Source organism: Kribbella pratensis, from assembly GCF_004366075.1.
In the GTDB taxonomy this organism is placed as follows: Bacteria; Actinomycetota; Actinomycetes; order Propionibacteriales; family Kribbellaceae; genus Kribbella; species Kribbella pratensis.
In genome coordinates, this window is sequence record NZ_SODU01000003.1 from 993,865 (window position 1) to 1,016,547 (window position 22,683).

Annotated in this window: 24 protein-coding genes; 6 read left to right on the top strand and 18 right to left on the bottom strand. The window is 68.9% G+C overall.

Going from position 1 to position 22,683, the window contains the following annotated elements; genetic code table 11:
• Positions 1-127: 127 nt before the first annotated feature.
• Both EV137_RS28980 and EV137_RS28985 read right to left on the bottom strand, forming a co-directional pair.
• Positions 128-1,069, bottom strand: coding sequence for a zeta toxin family protein (locus EV137_RS28980; RefSeq protein ID WP_134008789.1), 942 nt, complete (start codon positions 1,067-1,069; stop codon positions 128-130).
• Positions 1,070-1,071: 2 nt separating this feature from the next.
• Positions 1,072-1,458 (bottom strand): hypothetical protein, encoded by a 387-nt coding sequence (locus EV137_RS28985; RefSeq protein ID WP_134008787.1) that lies wholly within the window; start codon positions 1,456-1,458, stop codon positions 1,072-1,074.
• A 195-nt stretch (positions 1,459-1,653) separates the two neighbouring features.
• Between EV137_RS28985 and EV137_RS40790 the strand changes: the two genes are divergently transcribed.
• Both EV137_RS40790 and EV137_RS28990 read left to right on the top strand, forming a co-directional pair.
• The gene (locus EV137_RS40790; protein WP_166680039.1) at positions 1,654-1,791 is read left to right on the top strand and encodes a hypothetical protein; all 138 of its coding nucleotides are present in this window, start codon (positions 1,654-1,656) and stop codon (positions 1,789-1,791) included.
• A gap of 110 nt (positions 1,792-1,901) precedes the next feature.
• Complete coding sequence (locus EV137_RS28990) at positions 1,902-2,096, top strand: hypothetical protein (RefSeq protein ID WP_134008785.1); 195 nt, start codon at positions 1,902-1,904, stop codon at positions 2,094-2,096.
• Positions 2,097-2,157: 61 nt separating this feature from the next.
• Here the strand turns inward: EV137_RS28990 and EV137_RS28995 are convergent, their stop codons facing one another.
• From EV137_RS28995 to EV137_RS29020, 6 genes are all read right to left on the bottom strand, one after another.
• Positions 2,158-3,237 (bottom strand): hypothetical protein, encoded by a 1,080-nt coding sequence (locus EV137_RS28995; protein ID WP_134131514.1) that lies wholly within the window; start codon positions 3,235-3,237, stop codon positions 2,158-2,160.
• A 43-nt stretch (positions 3,238-3,280) separates the two neighbouring features.
• Positions 3,281-3,484, bottom strand: a complete 204-nt coding sequence (locus EV137_RS29000; RefSeq protein ID WP_134131515.1) for a hypothetical protein — start codon at positions 3,482-3,484, stop codon at positions 3,281-3,283.
• A gap of 72 nt (positions 3,485-3,556) precedes the next feature.
• A complete protein-coding gene (gene bsaP / locus EV137_RS42140) occupies positions 3,557-3,739 on the bottom strand; it encodes a biotin synthase auxiliary protein BsaP (RefSeq protein WP_134008776.1) in 183 nt (60 codons plus the stop codon).
• On the bottom strand, positions 3,736-4,731 hold the full coding sequence (bioB, locus tag EV137_RS29010; RefSeq protein WP_134008773.1) for a biotin synthase BioB: 996 nt from the start codon (positions 4,729-4,731) through the stop codon (positions 3,736-3,738). The genes bsaP and bioB overlap by 4 nt, the downstream gene beginning before the upstream one ends.
• A 517-nt stretch (positions 4,732-5,248) precedes the next feature.
• Positions 5,249-6,949 (bottom strand): GMC oxidoreductase, encoded by a 1,701-nt coding sequence (locus EV137_RS29015; RefSeq protein WP_134131516.1) that lies wholly within the window; start codon positions 6,947-6,949, stop codon positions 5,249-5,251.
• Entirely contained in the window at positions 6,946-8,538 is a 1,593-nt protein-coding gene (locus tag EV137_RS29020; protein WP_134131517.1) for a succinic semialdehyde dehydrogenase, read from the bottom strand. Before EV137_RS29020 ends, EV137_RS29015 begins: the two co-directional genes overlap by 4 nt.
• Before the next feature lie 91 nt (positions 8,539-8,629).
• On the opposite strand from EV137_RS29020, the gene EV137_RS29025 reads away from it, so the two are divergent.
• Both EV137_RS29025 and EV137_RS29030 read left to right on the top strand, forming a co-directional pair.
• The gene (locus tag EV137_RS29025) at positions 8,630-10,078 is read left to right on the top strand and encodes a hypothetical protein (protein ID WP_134008764.1); all 1,449 of its coding nucleotides are present in this window, start codon (positions 8,630-8,632) and stop codon (positions 10,076-10,078) included.
• Positions 10,079-10,124: 46 nt separating this feature from the next.
• On the top strand, positions 10,125-11,033 hold the full coding sequence (locus tag EV137_RS29030; protein ID WP_134131518.1) for a TIGR03086 family metal-binding protein: 909 nt from the start codon (positions 10,125-10,127) through the stop codon (positions 11,031-11,033).
• Position 11,034: 1 nt separating this feature from the next.
• On the opposite strand, the gene EV137_RS29035 is transcribed toward EV137_RS29030, so the two are convergent.
• The 9 genes from EV137_RS29035 to groES all read right to left on the bottom strand — a co-directional run bounded on the left by EV137_RS29035 (position 11,035) and on the right by groES (position 19,688).
• A complete protein-coding gene (locus EV137_RS29035; protein WP_134008758.1) occupies positions 11,035-11,433 on the bottom strand; it encodes a hypothetical protein in 399 nt (132 codons plus the stop codon).
• Positions 11,434-11,485: 52 nt separating this feature from the next.
• Complete coding sequence (locus tag EV137_RS29040; RefSeq protein WP_166680040.1) at positions 11,486-12,196, bottom strand: acyl-CoA thioester hydrolase/BAAT C-terminal domain-containing protein; 711 nt, start codon at positions 12,194-12,196, stop codon at positions 11,486-11,488.
• On the bottom strand, positions 12,193-13,299 hold the full coding sequence (locus tag EV137_RS29045; protein ID WP_130384561.1) for a GuaB3 family IMP dehydrogenase-related protein: 1,107 nt from the start codon (positions 13,297-13,299) through the stop codon (positions 12,193-12,195). Before EV137_RS29045 ends, EV137_RS29040 begins: the two co-directional genes overlap by 4 nt.
• 26 nt (positions 13,300-13,325) lie before the next feature.
• Positions 13,326-14,840, bottom strand: a complete 1,515-nt coding sequence (guaB, locus tag EV137_RS29050; RefSeq protein WP_133782225.1) for an IMP dehydrogenase — start codon at positions 14,838-14,840, stop codon at positions 13,326-13,328.
• 141 nt (positions 14,841-14,981) lie between these two features.
• Entirely contained in the window at positions 14,982-16,427 is a 1,446-nt protein-coding gene (locus EV137_RS29055; protein ID WP_134131520.1) for a hypothetical protein, read from the bottom strand.
• Positions 16,420-17,043 carry an RNA polymerase sigma factor ShbA gene (gene shbA / locus EV137_RS29060; RefSeq protein WP_134008749.1) on the bottom strand — a complete coding sequence of 208 codons (624 nt, stop codon included), beginning with the start codon at positions 17,041-17,043 and terminating at the stop codon, positions 16,420-16,422. The genes EV137_RS29055 and shbA overlap by 8 nt, the downstream gene beginning before the upstream one ends.
• 112 nt (positions 17,044-17,155) lie before the next feature.
• Entirely contained in the window at positions 17,156-17,410 is a 255-nt protein-coding gene (locus EV137_RS29065; RefSeq protein WP_202871189.1) for a GNAT family N-acetyltransferase, read from the bottom strand.
• A 238-nt stretch (positions 17,411-17,648) separates the two neighbouring features.
• Positions 17,649-19,268, bottom strand: a complete 1,620-nt coding sequence (gene groL, locus EV137_RS29070; protein WP_134008743.1) for a chaperonin GroEL — start codon at positions 19,266-19,268, stop codon at positions 17,649-17,651.
• 123 nt (positions 19,269-19,391) lie between these two features.
• The gene (groES, locus tag EV137_RS29075; protein ID WP_133782216.1) at positions 19,392-19,688 is read right to left on the bottom strand and encodes a co-chaperone GroES; all 297 of its coding nucleotides are present in this window, start codon (positions 19,686-19,688) and stop codon (positions 19,392-19,394) included.
• Between the two features lie 264 nt (positions 19,689-19,952).
• Here groES and EV137_RS29080 point away from each other — a divergent pair, with 264 nt between their 5' ends.
• Both EV137_RS29080 and EV137_RS29085 read left to right on the top strand, forming a co-directional pair.
• Positions 19,953-20,567: a peptidoglycan-binding domain-containing protein gene (locus EV137_RS29080; RefSeq protein ID WP_134131521.1), complete on the top strand. Its 615-nt coding sequence runs from the start codon at positions 19,953-19,955 to the stop codon at positions 20,565-20,567.
• Positions 20,568-20,576: 9 nt separating this feature from the next.
• On the top strand, positions 20,577-21,746 hold the full coding sequence (locus EV137_RS29085) for a class I SAM-dependent methyltransferase (protein WP_134131522.1): 1,170 nt from the start codon (positions 20,577-20,579) through the stop codon (positions 21,744-21,746).
• Here the strand turns inward: EV137_RS29085 and EV137_RS29090 are convergent.
• Positions 21,704-22,681 carry a zinc-binding dehydrogenase gene (locus EV137_RS29090; RefSeq protein WP_134131523.1) on the bottom strand — a complete coding sequence of 326 codons (978 nt, stop codon included), beginning with the start codon at positions 22,679-22,681 and terminating at the stop codon, positions 21,704-21,706. The genes EV137_RS29085 and EV137_RS29090 overlap by 43 nt on opposite strands.
• Positions 22,682-22,683: the final 2 nt, after the last annotated feature.

Here is a 22,683-nt window from a genome sequence, read left to right on the forward strand (position 1 = left end):
CCGCGTCCCGCTGTAGCCACCCATTGACCGACTGTGACACCGCGCTCCTCCATCCTGAGGATCCCCAACGGTAATCGCTGCTTGCCGCGAAGGACGGCGCGGGTGGTCAGGATGTGGGCGACATCTCCTACTGCTGGGTGCCGGCAGTTGCGATGTGCAACGTCACCGCGTCGGGATGCAATCGCGGGCGAGCCAGCGCAGTGACCGTCTTCCCGCCCTCGACCGACTCGTCCCGGATCCACTGCACCGGCGCCGCCAGCCCGATCCGGGCGACCTGCGAAGTGGTGTCCAGGAAGTACCGCGACTCCACCACGGTCCACGGGCGGTCCCGCTCGTACATGATCGCCTCGGCGGTCCGGACCGGTCGCTGCCACTCACCGGCGGCAGCCCGCTGATTGCCGTAGAGCAGTTGGCCGTCCGGACGCAGTACGGCGATCCGGTCGGCCCACTCGCCGCCGTCGATCAGCTCGGCGGCCCGCAGTACACCTGCGTAGCCGGCATCGTGGACGCTCTGCGGGGCGAGCCGGCCGAAGCCGTAGGCCTCCAGTGCGCGTAGATGCCGCTCGAGCACGCCGAGGCGACTGAAAGCCTCGGGAACCGCAAGGATCGCGACCTCGACCTGGTAGCCGGCCGCCTTGAATCTCCGGGCCGAGTCCGCGAAGGCGTCGGGGTCGAGGAGCTCGGTCTCGACGATCCCGTCGTACCGCTGCTCGATCACGTGCGCCTCTGCCATCGCGTACCAGCGCCGGCCGTCGGCCTCGACGCCGGGGCTCGGTGTCGGAGGTACGTCGCTGATCGGCTGGTAGAAGCGTGGATGGTACGGCTCGTAGGCGGCCGGGTTGAGGACGACGGGGCGGCCGCGGTGGCGCAGGATCGCGGCCACCAGCGCGGTGATCGTGGCCTTGCCGTCGCCCGGCTGGCCCCCGACGAACACCACGACCGGATGCTCCTGCGGCCTCCCGGCGAGCTGGTCAGGCACGATCCGCTCGCGGAAGATCTGTGCGCTCTCCCCCGCATCCAGCGGTTCCCGATCAGCCCCCGCCGGCCCGATCCCCCACGGACTCGTCACGACTACTCCAGCGTCCCGTCGTCTTCGTCGTCTTCTTCGTCGTCCTCGTCGAGGTCGTCGTCCGCACCGGCCTCGTCGTCTTCGTCCTCATCGTCGTCTTCGTCATCGATGATGAGGAGGTCGTCGGCTTCTTTGCGGATCCGCTTGATCGCGCGACTGTCCAGTGGCGTGAGCTCCTGACCGCGCGCGGCCCAGGCCTCCTGCTCGGTCCGCCGGCTCGCGGCGGCATCAGGCTCGGCAGCAGCTTCCTCGGCCTCGATCGGCCGGGCGTAGAACCCGATCGCCTGCCGCACACCCTCCTGCGCGATCTCGTACGCCATCGCTTCCGTTCGCGACCAGCTCGCCTTACCGAGCTTGGTCAACACGTCCACGGCGGGGAGATCAACCACGCCGAAACGATAGCTGACGTGCCAGGTCACTACCCGAACGGCCCCGGCCCTGTGCGAACACACGATGAACCCCAGCCGTGGTTAGCCTTCCGATGCTTCAAACCACCGGGGAACCGGCCGGCGTCGATCAGCGTCTGCTGGAGAACAAACACCGATCAGCCGCGTTTCGCGGCTCTCGTCGACAGGAGCATCAGGGTGCCGTACGGCAGCAAGGACTCGAAGAACGAGAAGCCCAAGGCCAAGCCGGAGAAGGGCTCGAAGGCGACGCCGCCCAGGGACCTCCCGATCTTGACCCCGGCCCGCAAGCCGAGGGGTCAGGGCCAGGGCCGCTGACCTGCCACACCTTTGAACCCGCGGGGAACCAGCCTGCGGTTCTGAACGTCTGCTGCAAACACAACCGATCATGCGCCGCGTCTCGCGGCTTCGACAGGAGGAACGGGACCATGCCCTTCAGCAAAAAAGGCAAGCCGCAGGAACACACCAACAACCAGAGCCCGAGCAACGCGCCCCGGCACGAGAGGGGCGCGTCCCGGAAGCAGGCCGACCAGAATCGGTCCACGAACCCGAACACCCGTCGCGGACGCGAGAACGCCGCCCAGAAGAAGAACGAGAAGAAGAAGGGCAACGGCCGGGGCTAGGGCAACCGACCCGACGTGCCGGCGGCCGGGGAAACCGTTCAATCGGTTGCCCCCGGCCCCTTTATGTTCGGCGGCGGCGTGCCGCGTCGGGGCGGCTCGCTCCGGAGCGTTGGGGTTTCGGACGTCGCGGTGCGGCCTTCTGCTTCGGGTTCTTCGCCGCCGTCGGGGCCGGCGGCCGGGCCTCGAGGGCCTTCTTGACTGCGGTGAAAGCGTCGTTGGCGTTGCGGGCGGGCTTTACGCCGGTGAGTTTGGGGATGGCGGAGCGCTGGCGGCGGGTGTGGGTCTGGATGCGCTCGACGACGCGGGTGCGGACCTCGTCCAGGTCGGCGCCGGTCAGGTTCTCCACCGGTTTGCCGCGGTCCAGGGCGACGTCGAACCATTCGGTGTAGCCGTGCGTGTGGACGACCTGGTTCGGCGACTTCTGGCCGAGGCGGCGGTACTGCGTCAGTACGTCGTACCGCTCGTCGAGTCCGAGGACCTCGTCGCGGAGCCCGAGCTCGACCTGGCGGTCGTAGGTCGCGGCGACCCGCTGGTCGATCTCGGCGGCGGAACGGTCGACGGAGAACACGACCTGCCGGGTCGCCGGGGCGACGGCCCGTTCCGGATCGTTGCCCATGGCACGCGCCAGCGCGTTCACGATCGCGTCGTAGTTGTTCTCGTGGATCTTCGCGGCGGCCTTGGCGTCCAGCCGGCTCAGTACCGCGTAGGCGTCCTCGGCCATGCTGCGCGGGAAGTCACGCCGTACGGCGTTCCGCGCCTCCGCGACCGCGTCCACCTCCCAGCCCTCCAGCAGCGAACGCACGTACACGCTGGTGCCGCCGACCACGACCGGGACGCCACCCGCCTTCCAGCACTCGTCCATGTGCTGCCGCGCCTGCGCGACGAACGTCTCCAACTCGAGTTTCCGCACCGGCTCGGTGACGTCGATCATCGTGTGCGGGATCCCGCGCATCTCCTCCGGCGTGGTCTTGCTGGTGCCGATGTCCATGTACCGGTACACCTGCCGCGAGTCTGCCGACACGACCATCGGCGGCAGCCCGAGCTCGTCCCGGATCCGCAGGCACAGATCGACCGACACCGCGGTCTTACCCGCCGACGTCGGGCCGTACAGAGCGACCAGGAGCCGGGGCACGTTGGACATACCCCCAACCCTAGCCGGACCGGGCCCGACGCCGGCGCAGTCCTCAAACGCCGTGCTCGTTCGGCGCCCTCGGGGTCCGGCCCGCGAAGTTGCCGATCACCTTGCCCCGGGTGTCGCGAACCTTCCCGTCCTCACCGAGACGGCCGGCAACGGCCTCCTTGGCGGCCTTCCTCGCCTGGCGCCCCGTCAGCTTGCCGCCATTCGCCACCGCATCGCTGCGTGCCGCCTTCTTGCTTCCGAAAGCCATCGCGCTCACTTCCCTCCCGCGTCGAATGATGGAACGACGGTAGGACCACGCAGGGGCAAACGACCGTTCCAATCAGCTTGCGGTCAGGTTCCCGTGGACGGAGCATCGGGCCGACCAGCCCATGGGGTGGACCTGGACGATCATGCGGCGGCGGCAGCTCGCGCAGTACCTCGGCGGCTCGAGTTCGAGCGCGCGCCGGCAATCCTCGTGACTGCCGTCGGTCAGCTCGCGCCCGCATCTCCCGCAGTAGCTCATAGCGTCTTCTGGAGTTCCTTCACCGGCATCTTCAGCTCGGCGAGCAGGTCGAGGTCGGCGGTCGCCGGGCGGCCCAGGGTGGTCAGGTAGTTGCCGACGATCACCGCGTTGATGCCGCCGAGCAGACCTTCGCGGGTGCCGAGGTCGCCGAGGGTCAGCTCGCGACCGCCGGCGTACCGCAGGACCGTCCGCGGCATCGCGAGCCGGAACGCGGCGATGGTCCGCAGCGCGTCCTTGCCGTCCATGATCTCGAGGTCGCCGAACGGCGTACCCGGTCGCGGGTTGAGGAAGTTCAGCGGAACCTCGTGCGGGTCGAGCTCGGCGAGCTGCGCGGCGAGCTCCGCGCGCTGCTCGAGCGACTCGCCCATCCCGACCAGACCGCCGCAGCACAGCTCCATGCCGGACTCGCGCACCATCAGGCAGGTCTCCCAGCGCTCCTCGAAGGAGTGCGTGGTGACGACGTCGCCGAAGTAGGACCGGGCCGACTCGAGGTTGTGGTTGTAGCGGTGCACGCCCCACGACTTCAGCTCGTCGACCTGGTCCTGCGTCAGCATGCCGAGTGAGCAGGCGATGTTGATGTCGACCTCGGCGTTGATCGCCTCGATGCCGGCCTTCACCTGCGACATCAGCCGCTCGTCCGGCCCGCGGACCGCGGCGACGATGCAGAACTCGGTGGCGCCGGTCTTCGCGGTCTCCTTGGCGGCCTCGACGAGCTCGGGGATGTTCAGCCAGACCGCGCGCACCGGCGAGGTGAACTGGCCGGACTGGGAGCAGAAGTGGCAGTCCTCGGGGCAGCCGCCCGTCTTCAGCGAGATGATCCCCTCGACCTCGACCTCCTCGCCGCACCACTTCACCCGGACGTCGTGCGCGAGCGCGAGCAGTTCCGGCAGCCGGTCGTCGGGCAGGGTGAGGACCTCGACCAATTGCTCCTGGCTCAGCCCCGTGCCCTGCTCCAGAACCTGCTCACGTGCCACGTCCAGGATCTTGCTCATGGTTCTCCTGCCTCATCTCGACGGTCGGCCTCACAGTAGGTCAGACAGGTACGGCGGGGCTGCGGCGGGCGTCACGTGGAACACCTGCGGCCGAAGTGCCTCACCGCCACTCTCCGCACTCCCCGGAAAAAGTTTCTGGGTTTTTCTGCGGAACCTCGTAACCCCCTGTAGATGGGCTCGTTGATGTGTGCAGAGGCGGTTACCGCAAGGAAGACCGCCACCCGGTTACCAGGAGCTACAAATGCTGATCATTACGATCAGCACGCAGAGTGGTCACAAGCCCTGAAGCGCCTGGAAATCGGATGTAAGGTAGTAACCAAGAGCTCGGGTCGCCAGCCATGGTTGGCGATCCGATCCCAAAGCGCCGGGCGCCTCACCCCGGCTTGAGTGGGTCCCTCGGGAAACGATTTGGGCGGAAACGTTCCCGAGGGACCTGCTCCCTTTTCCGGACCTTTGCACAAAGCCTCAGCAACTTACTGCTGAGGCTTTTTCATTTGCGCAATTCTTCGCTGTTCCGTTACGAATCCGTCACAGCCTGCTTCGGGAAGATCGGGAGTCGCAGCGCACCCGGGGCATCCGTCGGGACGACCGGGTGCTCGGGCTTCACCGGCTGGATCCGCTGGTACGCCGTACCGACCGCCGGGCGCGGGTCCGCGGCACCCTTGTTCGGCCAGAACGAGAGCGCCCGCTCGGCCTGGGCGGTGATCGTCAAGGACGGGTTGACCCCGAGGTTCGCGGAGATGGTCGAGCCGTCGACGATGTGCAGGCCGTCGTACCCGTAGACCCGGTGGTACGGATCCACGACCCCCGACGACGGTGAGTCGCCGATCGCGCAGCCGCCGATGAAGTGCGCGGTCATCGGTACGTTGAACGGCTCCCCGATCGTGCCGCCCGGCGTACCGTTCATCAGCTTCGCCATCCGCCGGACCACCTGGTTCGCGACCGGGATCCAGGACGGGTTCGGCGCGCCGTGCCCCTGCTTCGACGTGAGCTTCCACCGGCCCAGCCGGTCACGCTTGCCGTACGTCGTGATCGAGTTGTCCGCGGTCTGCATCACCAGCGCGATCACGGTCCGCTCGGACCAGTGCTTCAGGTCGTACAGCTTCCGGATGTTCTTCCGTTGGACGCCGAGCTCGCGCAACCACGTCCGCCAGCGCGGCCTGTCACCGTCGCCGTCGGTCAGCACGGTCTGCAGCAGCGACATCACGTTGCTGCCCTTCCCGTACCGCACCGGCTCGATGTGAGTGATGTCGTCGGGGTGGAACGACGACGTGATCGCGACCCCGCGGCTGTAGTCGACGTCGGTGTCGCGGGAGATCGCGCCGAGCAGCGACTCCGAGTTCGTCCTGGTAAGCACCCCGAGCCGGTCCGACAGCCGGGGCAGTTTGCCCTCGTCACGCAGCCGGTGCAGCAACTTCGCCGTACCGAGAGCCGACGCGGCGAAGATCACCTGTCCCGCGGTGAAGCGGCGGGTGGCCTTCTTGTTCGACGTACGCCGGGTGTCGATCGCGTACCCGCCGTCCGGCAGCGGCTCGACCGACGTGACCGTGGTCAGCGAGTAGACCTCGGCTCCGGCCTTCTCGGCCAGGTAGAGGTAGTTCTTCGTCAGGGTGTTCTTCGCGTTGTGCCGGCAGCCCGTCATGCACTCGCCGCAGTCGATACAGCCGGTACGGCGGGGGCCCGCGCCACCGAAGTACGGGTCGTCGACCTCGACACCCGGCTCACCGAAGAAGACACCGACCGGTGTCGGGTGGAACGTCTCCCCCACGCCCATGTCCTCGGCAACCTGCTTCATCACCTTGTCGGCCGGCGTGAATCCGGGGTACGTCGTGACGCCGAGCATCCGCTTCGCCTGGTCGTAGTACGGCGCCAGCTCGGACTGCCAGTCGGTGATGTGCGCCCACTGGCGATCGGTGTAGAACGCGGGCAGCGGTTCGTACAACGTGTTCGCGTAGACCAGGCTGCCGCCGCCGACCCCGGCGCCGGACAGGATGATCACGTCGCGCAGCGCGCTGATCCGCTGGATGCCGTACCAGCCGAGCTTCGGCGCGAACAGGAACCGTTTCTTGTCCCACGAGTTCTTCGCGAACCCCGCGTCGTCGAACCGGGCACCCGCCTCGAGTACGGCGACCCGATAGCCCTTCTCGGTCAGCCGCAAAGCCGAAACCGACCCGCCGAAGCCGGACCCGACGATCACCACGTCATAGTCGAAACTCACGGGCGGCCGATCTTCTTCAGGATGCGTAGTGCGCCGGTCATCAGCTCCGCGAACTGCTCGTCGGAGAGGCCGTGCGAAGCGGCGATCGGGATCAGCCGTTGGGTGGCGATCGCCTGCGGTTCGACGTACCGGCGGATGCCCTCGACACCCTGCCGCCGGCCGAGACCGGACGACCGCATGCCGCCCATCGGCGTGTCGATCGAGCCGAACGTGGCGCCGTACCCCTCGTTGACGTTGACCGTGCCGGCCATCAGTTGCGCGGCGACCGCGCGACCTCGGCGGCCGTCGCGGGTCCAGACGCTCGCGTTCAGGCCGTACTCGCCCTCGTTCGCGCGCTGGATCGCCTCGGACTCGTCGGAGAACCGGTAGATCGAGACGACCGGCCCGAAGGTCTCGTTGTCGAAGCACTCCATCGCGGGGGTGACACCGGACAGTACGGTCGGCTCGTAGAAGAGCGGGCCGATGTCCGGGCGAGCCTTGCCGCCGGCAAGCACCGTGGCGCCCTGCTCACGGGCGTCCTCGACGTGCCGGGTCACCGTCTCCAGCTGCGCCTTCGAGATCAGCGAGCCCATGTCGACGTCCCAGCCGGTGCCGGCCGAAAGGCGGAGCTTCTTCACCCGGTCCACGAACGCCGTGACGAAGGCGTCGTACACCTGGTCGGCGACGTACAGCCGCTCCATCGAGACGCACAGCTGGCCGGCGTTCGCGAAACACGCCCGTACGGCGCCCTCTGCCGCTCGGTTGATGTCGGCGTCCCGCAGTACCAGCATCGGGTTTTTACCGCCGAGCTCGAGGCTGCAACCGATCAACCGCTCGCCGGCCTGTTTCGCCACCAGCCGGCCCGTCTTGGTCGACCCGGTGAAGCAGATGTAGTCGGCGTTCTGGATGAGCGCGCCGCCGACCGTCGGGCCGTCGCCGTTCACTGCGAGCCAGGCCTCCCGCGGCAGGCCGGCCTCGTACAGCAGTTCGATGCCGCGCAGGGCGGTGAGCGGGGTCTGGCTGTCGGGTTTGTGGACGACGGTGTTGCCGGCCAGGATCGCGGGCAGACCGTCGGAGATCGCCATCGTCAGCGGGTAGTTCCACGGCGAGATGATGCCGACGACACCCTTCGGGACGAACCGCTCCTCAGCGCGGGTGAGCAGCGGGAAGATGCCGAGCTTGCGCTGCGGCTCGAGCAGCTCGAACGCCTTGCGGCCGTAGTACCGCGCCGTCAGCGCGACGTGCGCGAGCTCCTCGAACGCCTGCTTCCGCGCCTTGCCGGACTCGCGGATGATCAGGTCGACCAGCTCGTGCCGGTGATCGAGAACGAGATCGTGGTATCGCAGCAGGATCGCCGCGCGCTCCGCGAGCGGCACCCGCCGCCAGGTCTGCTGGGTCCTCCGAGCGGCCCGGACGGCCGCGACCACGTCGTCGTCACTCGACACCGGCAGGTCCGCGATCGGCTGCCCGGTGGCCGGCGCGTACGACGTACGCGTGCCGGCCGTGGCGCGCAGCAGCCCCGACAACCGGCGGATGACCGACTGATCGGTCGCGTACGACGCGGTCGGGTCGAGCTCCGGATCCGCAGGAATCGAAGTCTGCTCGCTCATACCCGAAGGCTACCTGCCAGTAATAGCGGCTGTCAGTATCAAGAGACCGTTAAGCTGAGCGGCTGAACCTGCGAAGGGGTGGAACGTACAGATGGTGGACAGCGGGGGGCTTTGGACGCCTCCTGAGGACGAGCTCGGTGAGGCACTGCAGACAGCTCAGGTGCTGATCGAGGAGGGCCGCGCCGACGAGGCAGGGCCGTACCAGCAGCGGGTCATCGAGCTGGCCAGGGAGCGCGCCGAAGGGCACCCGAACCACTACGAGGCCAAGCACCTGATGGCCGCGACCCAGTACGAGCTGGCCGGATCACTGAACGCGTCCGGCCGCCACGAGGAGGCCCTCGCCGCGCTGCACGAGGCGCAGCTTGGGTACACCGAGCTCCAGGATGCCGGCGTACTCGACGCGACCTGCTTCCTGGCCGACGTCCGCGCCCGGCGCGCGATGACCCAGGCACACCGGGGTCACGGCGCCACCGCCGTACTGGAGATGGACGGCGCGGTGATCGCGTACGGCCAGCTCGTCGGCGGCGAGGACGGTCTCAAGCACCAGCCGGACTTCGCCCGGGTGCTCGCGATGAACGCGCTGATCCTGCGGCGGTACGGCGACCCCGCGCTGGCGGTCGCGTCCGCGGACGCGGCGACCCAGCTGTTCCTGCAGCTCGCGGACCAGATCAACGAGAGCCCCCAGTCACTGTCCTACGCGCGCTATCTCTGCACGGCGACCGCGGTGTCGGCCGACGTCCACGCTGCCGAAGGCCGGCTGGACCTTGCGCTCGAGGCGGACGAGATCGGACTGACGACAGCCGACACACTCGCCGACTCGGACTCGGCGACCGACATGCGCACGCTGGTCGCCGCCCTGGTCAGGAAAGGCAAGCACCTCGGCATCGTCGGCCGGTTGGAGGGCGAGGCCTGCTTGCGGACGGCGTACGACACCGATGCCGAGACGGCGGCCCGCGTGGTCGAGGAGCTGGACCGCGGGTTGCCGCTGACGCTGGTCGCGGCACTGGAGAACGCAGAGATCAAGCTCGGGCCGTTCGAGCAGTACCACCGGCTGGTGGCGCTGAGTGAGCCCGCGCCCGGGATGACGCTGGCGACCGTGTCGGGCCGGACCGACCCGGAGTCGGCGGCGCAACGCGCGACCGAGCTCGCGGAGTTGGTGAAGCCGCTGCTTTCGCAGGACGGCAACGCCGCGCTCACGCTGGGCATGGAGGCGCACTACCTGTTCGCGATCTCGTCCGAGCGGGAGTCGCACCGGATGCGGTTCCAGACCGAGATGTACGTACCGATCTGGGCGCAACTGCTGCTCGACATCTCCGAGGCATACTTCCAGGCCGGGCGGACCGACCTCGCGCTCGATCTCGGGGGCTGGTGCGCGGAGGTCGCGACCGCCCTGATCCCGTACGCCGACGACAACGCGCTGATGAAGGACCTGGCCGGCGCCTGCTACCGGCACCACGGCAACCTCCTGGCCGCCACCGGTGACCTGGCCGCGTCCCATCACGCCCACGAGGCCGCGGAGCAACTCCAGCTCGGCCGTTGACGTCCCGGCCTCCTCCGGCCCACGCTGACGCTGGGAGGGGGATGTCATGGACGTTGTGGAACTGCACAATCGCACGGTCGCCAACTTCGCGGACCTGGTCTCGGAGGTGCCGGCCGATCAGTGGTCGGCGCCGACACCGTGCTCGGACTGGGACGTCCGGGCGCTGGTCAACCATGTCGTCGGCGAGGAGCGCTGGACCGTGCCGCTGATGGCGGGCAAGACGATCGCCGAGGTCGGGGACACCCTCGACGGTGACCTGCTCGAGGACGATCCGGCCGCCGCGGCCTCGTACGCCGCGCGCGAGGCGGAGGTCGCCGCAACCTGGTCGATCGACAAGGTGCACCTGTCGTACGGCGACGAGGATCCGCACGAGTACCTGCGACAGCTCGCGGCGGACCACCTGATCCACGGCTGGGATCTGGCCGTCGCGATCGGTGCACTGCCGCGGATGGACCCCGAGCTCGTGGACGAGGTCGCGGACTGGTTCGCCAAGCGCGAGGACCTCTACCGGTCGGCCGGAATCATCGGCAAGCATCTGGAAGGCTTCACCGATCCGGCCGAGGCCCTGCTCGCCGCGTTCGGGCGGGATGCCCGGTGGACGCCGGCGACTCCGGTGCTCGAGCGGTTCGGGACCGCCTTCGACGAGGGCGACCTGGAGACGGCGATGTCGCTGGTCACCGACGACATCGTGTTCGAGTCCACGTCGCCGGCGCCGGACGGCGGGCGCTTCGAGGGCGCGGACGCGGTCCGGGCGGTGTGGGCGACGCTGTTCGCGGACACTGCCGACCCGCACTTCGAGACCGAGGAGACCGTGCTGCTCGGCGACCGGGCCGTCGTACGGTGGCGGTACTCCTGGCGCGAGCCGTCCGGCAACCGAGGCCAGGTCCGCGGTGTCGACGTACTGCGACTACGAGACGGCAAAATCGCTGAGAAGCTGTCCTACGTCAAAGGCTGAATCAGTCCTGCAGGTCGGGGCGGAGGGCGCCGACGAACAGGCCCGCTTCGGCCTCGGTCATGCCGGTCTCGCTGACGACGAGGGCGGTCGCCTGGTGGAGTTCGCCCGCGGCCTTGAGGGCGCGGGTGCGCTCGGCCAGGTTGGTACCCGGGCGGCGGACCAACGGCGTACCGGTCGTCGGCGGCACGTACCGCCCGAGGCGGATGTCGTCGACCAGCTCCTTGGACTGCCTGAGGTCGAGGCCGGTGCGGTCCCGGATCAGCTTGACCGCGTGCACCGCCTTCTTCGTGGTGATCAGGAACCGCACCTGATCGACGTCGTCCGGGGACAGTCGGCCTCGCGCTGCGGCGAGGGCAACATTGTCCGTGTCCTGGCTGCTCCGGCGGCTGAACAATCCCATGCGGCAATCCTTCCAGAACCCGTCAAACCGGGTGAACTCGACGCAAGTCGGCTCAAGCTCCGAGCAGTTCCAGGATCTCGGGCCACGCTCGGGCGCCCAACTCGCGGTCGGCTGCCTCGGTCCCGCCGCGCGCCATCCGCTGTCCCGCGGTCTTCGGCTCCTCCCCCGGCAGCACCGCACGATGCCCGGCGTCCGGGACCATCACGATCCGGGTCGTCTGCTCGGCACGACGCCGGGCGATCTCCTCCGCGAACTCGACCGCCGGCCACACCTTGTCGTCACCGCCGGCGATGAGAAGCACCTGGTTGATCCGCTCCACCGGGATCCGCGCCTGCTCCGGAGCACGCCGCAGGCTCTGGCGATACAGGCCGGTGTAGCTCGGCGGATCGTCCTCGGACTTCCAGTCCAGGTCGAGCGGTACGAACGGGAGGGGCTCTCCCTGCCAGGTCCAGGCCGACCGCTGGCTGCCGTCCTCCAGGTTTCGGCCCCACACGTAAGCGCTCGGTGCGAACGCGACCACCGCGTCGACCCGCTCGTCGAGCGCACCCAGCAGCAACGCGGCCTCGGCACCCCAGGAACTGCCCATCACAACCAGCCGATCGTGGTGCGCCAACTCAGCCAGCGGGAACGACTCCAACGGAACCTCATGCGTCACGTTCCATCGCGGCGCGAGTACGTCGTACCCCTCGGCCTCGAGCAGACGAGCCCGATCCAAGTCCGGCGTACCACTCGAACCGTGCAGGAGCAGTACGCCGGTACTCAACCTACGACGACCTCGACTCGCTGGAACTCCTTGAGTTCCGTGTAGCCGGTGGTGGCCATCGCGCGTTTGAGGGCGCCGACCAGGTTCATCGTGCCGTCCGGGACCCAGGACGGGCCGAACAGGATCTGCTCCATCGTGCCGGTGACGCCGACCTCGACCCGCTCACCGCGGGGCAGGTCCTGGTGCCAGGCCTCGGCGCCCCAGTGGTACCCGCCGCCCGGAGCGTCGCTCGCGCGGGCCAGCGGCGAACCGACCATCACGGCGTCCGCGCCGCAGGCGATCGCCTTCGCCACGTCACCGGACCGTCCGACCGAGCCGTCCGCGATGACATGCACGTACCGGCCGCCGGACTCGTCCATGTAGTCCCGCCGCGCCGCCGCCACGTCGGCCACCGCACTCGCCATCGGCACCGCCACCCCGAGCACCTTCCGCGTGGTGTGCGCCGCACCGCCGCCGAAGCCGACGAGTACGCCGGCCGCACCGGTCCGCATCAGGTGCAACGCCGCCTGGTGCGTCGCGCAGCCGCCGACGATCACGGGTACGTCGAGGTCGTAGATGAACTGCTTCAGGTTCAGCGGCTCCGCCTGGCCCGACACGTGCTCGGCGGACACCGTCGTACCGCGGATGACGAACAGGTCGACCCCCGCGTCCACGACGTGCTTGGCGAACTGCTTGGTGCGCTGCGGGGACAGCGCTCCGGCCACCGTCACACCGGAGTCGCGAATCTCCTGCACCCGCTGCGAGAGCAGCTCGGGCTTGATCGGCGCCGCGTAGATCTCCTGCAACCGGTGCGTGGCCTGCTGCGTCTCGAGGCTGGTGATCTCCTCGAGCAGGCTGGTCGGGTCCTCGTACCGCGTCCAGAGACCTTCGAGGTTCAGGACGCCGAGACCGCCGGCCTTGCCGATCGCGATGGCGGTGGCCGGCGACATCACCGAGTCCATCGGCGCGGCCAGGATCGGCAGCTCGAACCGGTACGCGTCGATCTGCCAGGCGACCGAGACCTCCTCGGGGTCCCGCGTGCGGCGCGACGGCACGATCGCGATGTCGTCGAACGCGTACGCCTGCCGACCCCGCTTCGCGCGGCCGATCTCGATCTCGGTCATCTGGTGTCCTTACAGGTAGCAGGCGGTCAGCGGCCCGAGTAGTTCGGGGCTTCGACCGTCATCTGGATGTCGTGCGGGTGGGACTCCTGCAGGCCGGCGGAGGTGATCCGCACGAAGCGCCCCTTCTCCTGCAACTCCGGCACGGTCCGGGCGCCCGTGTACCACATCGACTGCCGCAGGCCGCCGATCAGCTGGTGCGCGACGGCCGACAGCGGGCCCCGGTACGGCACCTGGCCCTCGACGCCCTCGGCGATCAGCTTCTCGTCGGAGCCGCCGTCGTGCTGGAAGTAGCGGTCCTTCGAGTACGACTTGCGCAGGCCGCCGGCCGACGACATCGCGCCGAGCGAGCCCATCCCGCGGTACGCCTTGAACTGCTTGCCGTTGATGAACACCAGGTCGCCCGGCGACTCCTCGCACCCGGCGAGCAGCGAGCCCAGCATGACCGTGTCCGCACCCGCGACGAGCGCCTTGGCGATGTCACCGGAGTACTGCAGGCCGCCGTCGCCGATCACCGGGACACCGGCCGGCTTGCAGGCCAGCGACGCCTCGTAGATCGCGGTCACCTGCGGCACGCCGACGCCGGACACGACCCGCGTCGTACAGATCGAACCGGGGCCGACGCCGACCTTGACGCCGTCCGCGCCCGCCTCGACCAGCGCCTGCGCGCCCGCGCGGGTGCCGACGTTGCCGCCGACGACGTCCACGCCGCGGGTGGCCGGGTCGGCCTTGAGCTTGCGGATGATCTCGATCTGGGCCCGGGAGTGACCGTGCGCGGTGTCCACCACGAGCACGTCGACACCGGCCTCGACCAGCGTCATGGCCCGCTTGTAGGCCTCGCCGAAGAAGCCGATCGCCGCGCCGACCATCAGCCGGCCGGAGCCGTCCTTGGTGGACAGCGGGAACTTGTCGCGCTTGACGAAGTCCTTCAGCGTGATCAGCCCGGTGAGCTTGCCGGCGTCGTCGACCAGCGGCAGCTTCTCCACCTTGTGCTTGCTGAGCAGCGCCATCGCGTCGTCGGCGGCGATGCCCTGCCGACCGGTGATCAGTGGCTGCTTGGTCATCACCTCGCGGACCGGCCGGGACAGGTCGGTCTCGAAGCGCATGTCGCGGTTGGTGACGATGCCGACCAGGACACCCGCGTCGTCCACCACCGGGACGCCGGAGATCCGGTACTGCCCGCAGAGCGCGTCGGCCTCGCCGATGGTGGCGTCCGGGCCGATCGTGATCGGCTGCGCGATCATGCCGGACTCGGAGCGCTTGACCAGGTCGACCTGCTGGGCCTGGTCCTCGATCGAAAGGTTGCGGTGCAGCACGCCGAGACCGCCCTGGCGCGCCATGGCGATCGCCATCCGGGCCTCGGTGACGGTGTCCATCGCGCTGGACACCAGCGGGATGTTCACCTCGACGTTACGACTCAGCCGGGACCGCGTGACGGCCTCGGACGGGATGACGTCGGACTCGTTCGGCTGCAGCAGTACGTCGTCGAAGGTGAGGCCGAGGACGGCGAACTTGTCGGGAACTCCAGCGGGGGTGATGTCCATGGGGAAAGCGAGCACCTTTTGTACGGCGACAACGGAACCCCATCCTATCCGCGCCGCCACCAGGCCCCGAATCCGCCGTCCACAGGCCACCACAAGCAACCGCCCGCCACGGTTCGCGGCGGGCGGTCGGTGGTCGAACGGTTACTTGATGGGCGCGTTCACGACGTCCAGGATCTGCAGCAGGCTGGCGTCGGTGGTCGAGCCGTACGTCCGGGCGATGGCGGCGTGCCTGCCCTCGGCGTACGCACCGCTGGAATGCTTGCCCTTCGGGTAGGCCTTGCGGACCGAGCCCGTGCTGACCGTCCCGCTCGCATGCTTCCCGGTCGCCTTGGCCGCCGCCTTCTTCGCTGTCGCCTTGCTCGTCGTGACGGACTTCGCCGTCGCGTCGGGTGTGCCGAAGAACCGCTCGGTGGTTTCGTTCGCGACCGGCTCACCGCTCGGCGTCGGCAGGACCGGCGCCACGATCGTCTCGACCACGTCTGCGATTTCCTTGACCTGGTCCGGGACCTGCGTGACATCGCTACCCGGCGTCTCACCGGCGCCGGAGGTGTCGGTGCCCGACGTGTCCGAACCGCTGGTACCGGCGGGAGTGGTGGTGCTGTCCGAGCCCGGCGTGGTCTCCCCGTCGCTCGTCTGACCCTCTCCGGAGCCGGCGCTCGGCGTCGACGTCGGCTCACCGGTCGACGTGTTGTTGTCGCCCGTGCCCGTGTCGCCCGTACCGGTGTCGACGTTCGTCGGCGGCGTCGTGGTGGTCGTCTCCGTCGGCGTCGGAGTCGGCGTGGTGGTGCCGGGCGGCTCGTCGGTCGGGGTCGTCGTCGGGGTGTCCGGCGGCGTCTCCGTCGTCTTCGTGTCCGTCGGCTCGGTGGTCTTGGTGTCGGTCGGCTCCGTCGTCTTGGTGTCGTCGGTCGGCGTCGGCGTCACCTCGGTCGTCGGCTTGACCGGGTCCTCGGTCGGCTCCGGCTTGACCGGGAAGGCGTCCTTGTCGCGGATCGCGAACGGCTTGTCGTCCGCCGGCAGTCCGAGCGCGTCCGGCTTCTCGGTGCCGTCCTGCGACAGTTCGCCGTCGCCGGCCACGTTGGTCTTGCCGGCGTTCTCGGCGGCGTGCTCGGCCTTCGCCTTCTCCTTGAAGTCCTTGCCGACCTTGACGATCTTGCTCCGGTCCACGACCGGCAGTCCGTCGAGGTCCTCCTTCGGGAAGCTGGTCTGCGGGCGGACCGCGTCGACCATCTTCTCGATGACCTTCTCGTACGGCGACAACGGGTCACCGGTGACGGCCGCGGCCACCCCGGAGACCGACAGCGCCGCCACCGCGGCAACACCGAACGCCAGACCGCGGGTCGCCACCTTACGGGCGAACGGGTCGGTGACCGGGTTGAGCGCGGCGCACCGCGCCAGGAAGCTCTCCGGATCGTCGATGGTCTCCACCGGGAGCTCGTCCTCGACCTCGACCGCCAGCCGTAGATCGGCCAGCAGTGCGACGGCCGGGTCGTGCTCGCCCGCCGCTCGGGCGGACTCCCCACCGGCGGCGAGCAGATCGAGCAGCGCGTCATCGGCCTCGATCGCGTCCAGGTCGAAACGGTCAGCCATGATGCCCCTCCCCTGCTCTTCCTCGTTCCAGCTCTGCTTCATGCCCCACAAACCCCCTGAGCGTGTTCAACGCCCGATGCTGTGCGACCCTCACCGCCCCCGGTGTCATCCCCAGTGCCCGGCCGGTCTCCTCGGCTGACATCCCCGCAACGACGCGAAGGCGCAAAATCTCCCGCAGTTTCTCCGGCAACTTGTCCAGCAGGCCCATGATGTGCTGGACCTCTGAGTGCCGAACCGCGCGCTCCTCCGGCGTCGGTGACTCGTCCGCGCCGTCCGGCAGGTCCGGCGTCGAGACGTCGGCGACCGCGAACGCACGCTGGGCATCGGCGACCTTGCGGGCCGCGATGCCGTAGACGAAAGCCTCGAAAGGCCTCCCCTCGTCACGATACCGGCCCAGCGCGCCGAACACCGCGACACATACTTCTTGTGCGACGTCGTCGACCATGTCGGCGCCGCCGGGATAGGTCCACAAACGGGACCGTACGTAACGGTGCGCTACTGCGCGCACCCTGGTGAGCAGGTCATTGAGAGCTGTACGGTCCCCGTCGCCGGCCAGCGCGGCAAGATCCCTGAGCTCGACCCGGTCGTGGGTGTCAGGTACTCGGACCTCTGTCACCCCTTGCCCCCTCGTGTTCGGACCGGTCAGCCGTGAAAGATGGTACGGCGCTCAACTCTCATTGCATAGTGGCAATTCGTGATCAAGCCCCCCAAATGATCACAATCTGTCACTACTGACCAGTTCGACCTACGCGGTCGAGCAGCTGCCGCCCGATCCCCTGCCGGGTCGCCCGCGGATCCACGAACAACCGCTCCACCTCGGCACCATCACCGACCGCCGTCAGCACCACATGCCCCACGACCCGCGCACCACTCACCGCGACCCAGCAACCCAGGCTGTTCTCCGGCGTCAGCCAAGTTCGGGGGTCGGCAGGCCAGTTGATCGGGTACACCGCCTGCTCGTGCACAGCCCACAACAGCTCCACGCAAACACCCAGATCCTCGTCACCCCGCGCCCGTACCAGCACCCACCCATCCCACCAGATCCCCCGACGTCCCCCGCCGTACGGGGGTGGAGACAGGCGCCGGGGACTGGGGACAGGCAATTGCCCGTTCCGACTCACCGGGGGCTATGCCCACATGTCTCGCCGTACAGCAGAGCACCGCCCGGCAGAGTCTGCCGGGCGGTGCTTGGTGTGCTGTCGAACTCTTAGTACTGAGGGATCAGTGGCCGTGGCCGTGGCCGTGACCGGCTGCGGCGGGCTCTTCTTCCTCGGGCTTGTCGACCACCAGGGTTTCGGTGGTCAGCAGCAGCGCGGCGATCGAACCGGCGTTGGCGAGCGCGGACCGGGTCACCTTGACCGGGTCCAGGACGCCCTGCGCCAGCAGGTCACCGTACTCACCGGTGGCGGCGTTGAAGCCGCTGCCGGACTCGAGCTCGGCAACCTTCGCCGTCACGACGTAGCCCTCGTAGCCGCCGTTCTCCGCGATCCAGCGCAGCGGCTCGACGACCGCCTTGCGGACGATCCGGACGCCGGTGGCCTCGTCACCGTCGAGCTCGAGGTCCTTGTCCAGCACGGTGGACGCGTGCACGAGTGCGGAACCGCCACCCGCGACGATGCCCTCCTCGATCGCGGCCCGGGTCGCGGACACCGCGTCCTCGATCCGGTGCTTCTTCTCCTTCAGCTCGACCTCGGTGGCCGCGCCGACCTTGATGACGCAGACGCCGCCGGCCAGCTTGGCCAGCCGCTCCTGCAGCTTCTCGCGGTCCCAGTCGGAGTCGGTGCGCTCGATCTCGGACTTGATCTGGCTGACCCGGCCCTCGATGTCCTCGGCCTTGCCGGTGCCCTCGACGACGGTCGTGTTGTCCTTCGAGACCACGATCCGGCGTGCCGAACCGAGCACCTCGAGGCCGACCTGGTCGAGCTTCAGCCCGACCTCGGGGGCGACGACCTGCGCGCCGGTGAGCGCGGCCAGGTCCTCCAGCATCGCCTTGCGGCGGTCACCGAAGCCCGGCGCCTTGACGGCGACCGAGGTGAAGTTGCCGCGGATCTTGTTGACCACCAGGGTCGACAGCGCCTCGGCCTCGACGTCCTCGGCGATGATCAGCAGCGCCTTGCCGGACTGCACGACCTTCTCCAGCAGCGGCAGCAGGTCCGCGATCGCGGAGATCTTGCCCTGGTGGATCAGGATGTACGGGTCCTCCAGCACCGCTTCGCCGGCCTCGGCGTCGGTGATGAAGTACGGCGAGATGTAGCCCTTGTCGAACTGCATACCCTCGGTGAACTCGAGCTCGGTCCCGAAGGTGTTCGACTCCTCGACGGTGATCACACCGTCCTTGCCCACCTTGTCGAACGCGTCCGCGATCAGGCCGCCGATCTCGGCGTCCCGGGCGGAGATGGTGGCGACGTGGGCCATGTCGCCCTTGTCGTCCACCGGCCGCGCGGTCTCGACCAGCTTGGCCGACACGGCCTCGACGGCCGCCTCGATACCGCGCTTGAGGCCCATCGGGTTGGCGCCGGCGGCGACCGCCCGCAGGCCCTCGTGCACCAGAGCCTGCGCCAGCACCGTCGCGGTGGTGGTGCCGTCACCGGCGATGTCGTTGGTCTTGGTGGCGACCTCCTTGGTCAGCTGCGCACCAAGGTTCTCGAACGGGTCGTCCAGCTCGACCTCACGGGCGACGGTCACACCGTCGTTGGTGATGGTCGGGGCGCCCCACTTCTTGTCCAGGACGACGTAGCGGCCCTTCGGGCCCAGCGTCACCTTCACCGTGTTCGCGAGCTTGTCGACGCCACGCTCCAGCGCGCGCCGCGCGTTCTCGTCGAACTCGAGGATCTTCGGCATGAAGAAAACCAGTCCTTTTCCGTATGTCTCTCGTTGCAGGAGCGAGGCCCGCTGTCCCGGACCCACTCCGCCCCGGCGCCAGAGGGCTCCGGGGCGGTGTCAGTCAGGAACAGCGGGCGTTCGTCACTTGCTGACGACTGCGAGGATGTCGCGGGCGCCCAGGATCAGGTAGTCCTGACCGTCGTACTTGACCTCGGTGCCGCCGTACTTGGAGTAGATGACCTTGTCGCCGACGCTGACGTCCAGCGGGACGCGGTTGCCGTTGTCGTCGATCCGGCCCGGGCCGACGGCGAGGATCTCGCCCTCCTGCGGCTTCTCCTTGGCGGTGTCCGGGATCACCAGGCCGGACTTCGTGGTCTGCTCGGCTTCGAGCGGCGCGACGAGGACACGGTCCTCGAGCGGCTTGATCGTGACCGACACTTGCTGACCTCCACGGTCGAATTCGCTTGTCTGTGACATGTGGTCGCGCTCCCCTGCCGTCGCGGGGGTCAGGAGGCCGGACCGTTGGCACACTCACACCGAGAGTGCCAACACCGAATCTAGGCCGCGATTAGCACTCGGTCAACTCGAGTGCCAAACAATCTCGGCAACCCGGTGATCGGGCGGGTACGGAATGTGGCCGAACGCTGGGCCGGACCCGCCGGCACGTGCGACCGTTCTCTCAGAGCGATCAGAGGAGGGGCCATGGCGTTCAAGTTACCGGCGCTGCCGAAGCCGTCGGGGCGGACGATCGCGCTACTGGCCGCGGTCGGCGCGGTCGTCGTCGGGGCCGTCGCCGCCAACGCGTCGAAGAACCCGTCACCACCCGCCGCAGCGCCGGTGTCCACAGCGCCGGTCTCCGAAGCGCCGGCGGCCAAGGCGCCGGCCGACCAGCCTGTCGCCCACGACGCCACGGCCGCCGAGCTGAAGGCAGCAGCCGCTCTGCCGCAGTGCAGGTCCGCGCGCCTCGTGCCGGTGAACCGCAGCTGGGGCATCCCGATGCCGTCGATCCTGGGCAGCACCAGCACCACCTGCAACCTGATGTACGGCGACGACCCGTACCGCGGCTCCAGCCGGACAGGTGACCCGGAGACCGCGATCCAGGTCCTCCAGCGCAACCTGAACTTCTGCTACGGCTCCAAGCTCGCCGTCGACGGCATCTACGGCAGCAACACCCGCGCGGTCGTCAAGACCGTCCAGCGCAAGCACCACCTGGTAGTGGACGGGATCTACGGCCCGAAGACCCGCTCTGCGATGAACTGGCGGTTGTACTCGATGGCAACCCGTAGCTGGAGCAGGAGCTGTTCGAGCCCCCTCTAAAGTTGCGGGGTGAGTGTCACCGCGCTGCTCGAGGGTCCGGGCGCTGAGGTACTGGCTGCTGCCTGCGCCGAGTACCGCCCTGGCAACGAGCTCCAACTCGTCGAGAAGCTCAGACGCCGGTACGACGCACCGCTTGTCACGACTGCGGTCACCCAAGCCGCACTACGCCACCGCGCCGTCGCCAAGTTCGGACCGGACGCAGAACGCATGTACTTCACCCCAGACGGCCTTGAGCAAGCCACCCGCACCACGGTCAGCACCCACCGAGCCGCACGCCTCGCAGCCACCCTGCCCGGCGCCCGCGTGGTCGATCTGGGATGCGGAATTGGCGGCGACCTCATCAGCGCCGCACGCGCCGGACTGCACGTCACCGGAGTCGAACGCGATCCAGAGACGGCAGCCACCGCCCGCGCCAACCTGTCCGCACTGGGGCTGTCCGGCGAGGTACTGGTAGGCGAAGCCGAGTCCACCGACCTCACGCCGTACGACGTGGTTTTCGCGGACCCCGCGCGCCGGGCCGATGGACGGCGCGTGTTCGACCACAACGCCTACTCGCCGCCGTGGTCGTTCGTCACCCAGCTCCTCCAGCGGACTGCATGCGTGAAGGTCGCGCCCGGCATCCCGCACGACGCGATCCCCGAAGGTGTGGAAGCCGAATGGATCAGCGACTCCGGTGAGGTCAAGGAGGCCGCCCTCTGGTCGGGGCAGCTCTCCCCAGGCACGTCCCGGCGGGCCACGCTGCTCCCCGGCGGTGCGAGCGTCACCGACGCACCGGAGGCCGACAGCGGTCCGGTCGGCAAGTACATCTACGAGCCCGACGGTGCAGTGGTCCGCGCTGGTCTGGTCACCGCCGTCGCCGCAGCGGTCGACGGTTGGCTGCTGGATCCCCGCATCGCCTACGTCACGGCGTCGACGTACGTCCCGACGGCGCTAGCCTCGGCGTACGAGGTGCTGGAAGAGCTGCCCTACAAGGAGAAGGCGTTGCGCTCCTGGGTCCGCACCCAGGGCATCGGGACCCTGGAGATCAAGAAGCGCGGCGTCGACCTCGACCCGGCCCAGCTACGCAAGAAGCTCGCACCGAAGGGATCGGCGTCGGCGACCCTCGTCATCACGCGCATCGGCCGCGACGCCGTCGCCTACTCGTGCCGCAGGGTGACGACCAGCTTCCCGGTCGCCTGATCGTCCTCCATGTACCGGTGCGCCGCGACGATCTCGTCCAGCTCGAAGACACGGTCGACGTTCGGCCGGTAGACGCCGCCCTCGACCTCGCTCACGATCCGCTGCAGCACGTCCGCGCGACCCTTCATCGTCTCGCTGTGGAACGCGGTCAGCCGAGTCCCGGACGGGATCATCGCGATCGGCTCGAAGTCCTGGATCAACCACCCACTGAGTGAACCCGCCACGCACACCGTGCCGCCGCGACGGACGAGCCGCAGCGAGCCCACAGCCGTACGCGCGCCGACCAGGTCCAGAACGTACTCCGGTCCGTCAGGCCAGATCTCCCGCAGCGATCCGCCCAGCGATTCACCGGCGTCGACCACCACATGGTCTGCGGTCAGCGCATCGACCTTGCTCGCCTGCCGCGTCGTCACCGCGGTCTCGACCCCGGACCCGGCCGCGATCGCCGCGGCAGCCATCCCCACCGACGACGTACCACCGCGAATCAGCAGCCGGGCGCCGCGCTCGATCCCCAACGCGTCCAACGCGCCCTGCGCCGTCAGGTACGTCTCGGGCAGCGCGGCCAGCACGTCCCACGGCAGCGTCGTGGCCACCGGCATCAACGTTGCGTTCGGCAACAATGCGTACTCCGCATAGCCGCCGTCGTACGCGCGGCCCATCTCCCCCATCACCGCCGCGACCGTCGTCCCTTCCGGTACGGCGGGATCGGTCGAGGCAGCCACAACGCCGACACATTCGATCCCGAGGACCCGCGGGAACCGCACCGACGGCGAATGCCCCTGCCGGGTCCGCAGCTCCGACCGGTTCAGACCGGCTCCGTGTACCCGCACCAGACTCCAGCCGTCCCGAACCGCCGGCACCGGTAGCTCGCGAAGCTCCAGTACTTCGGGACCACCCGCCCGGACACACACCGCGGCACGCATCGTCGCACTCATGC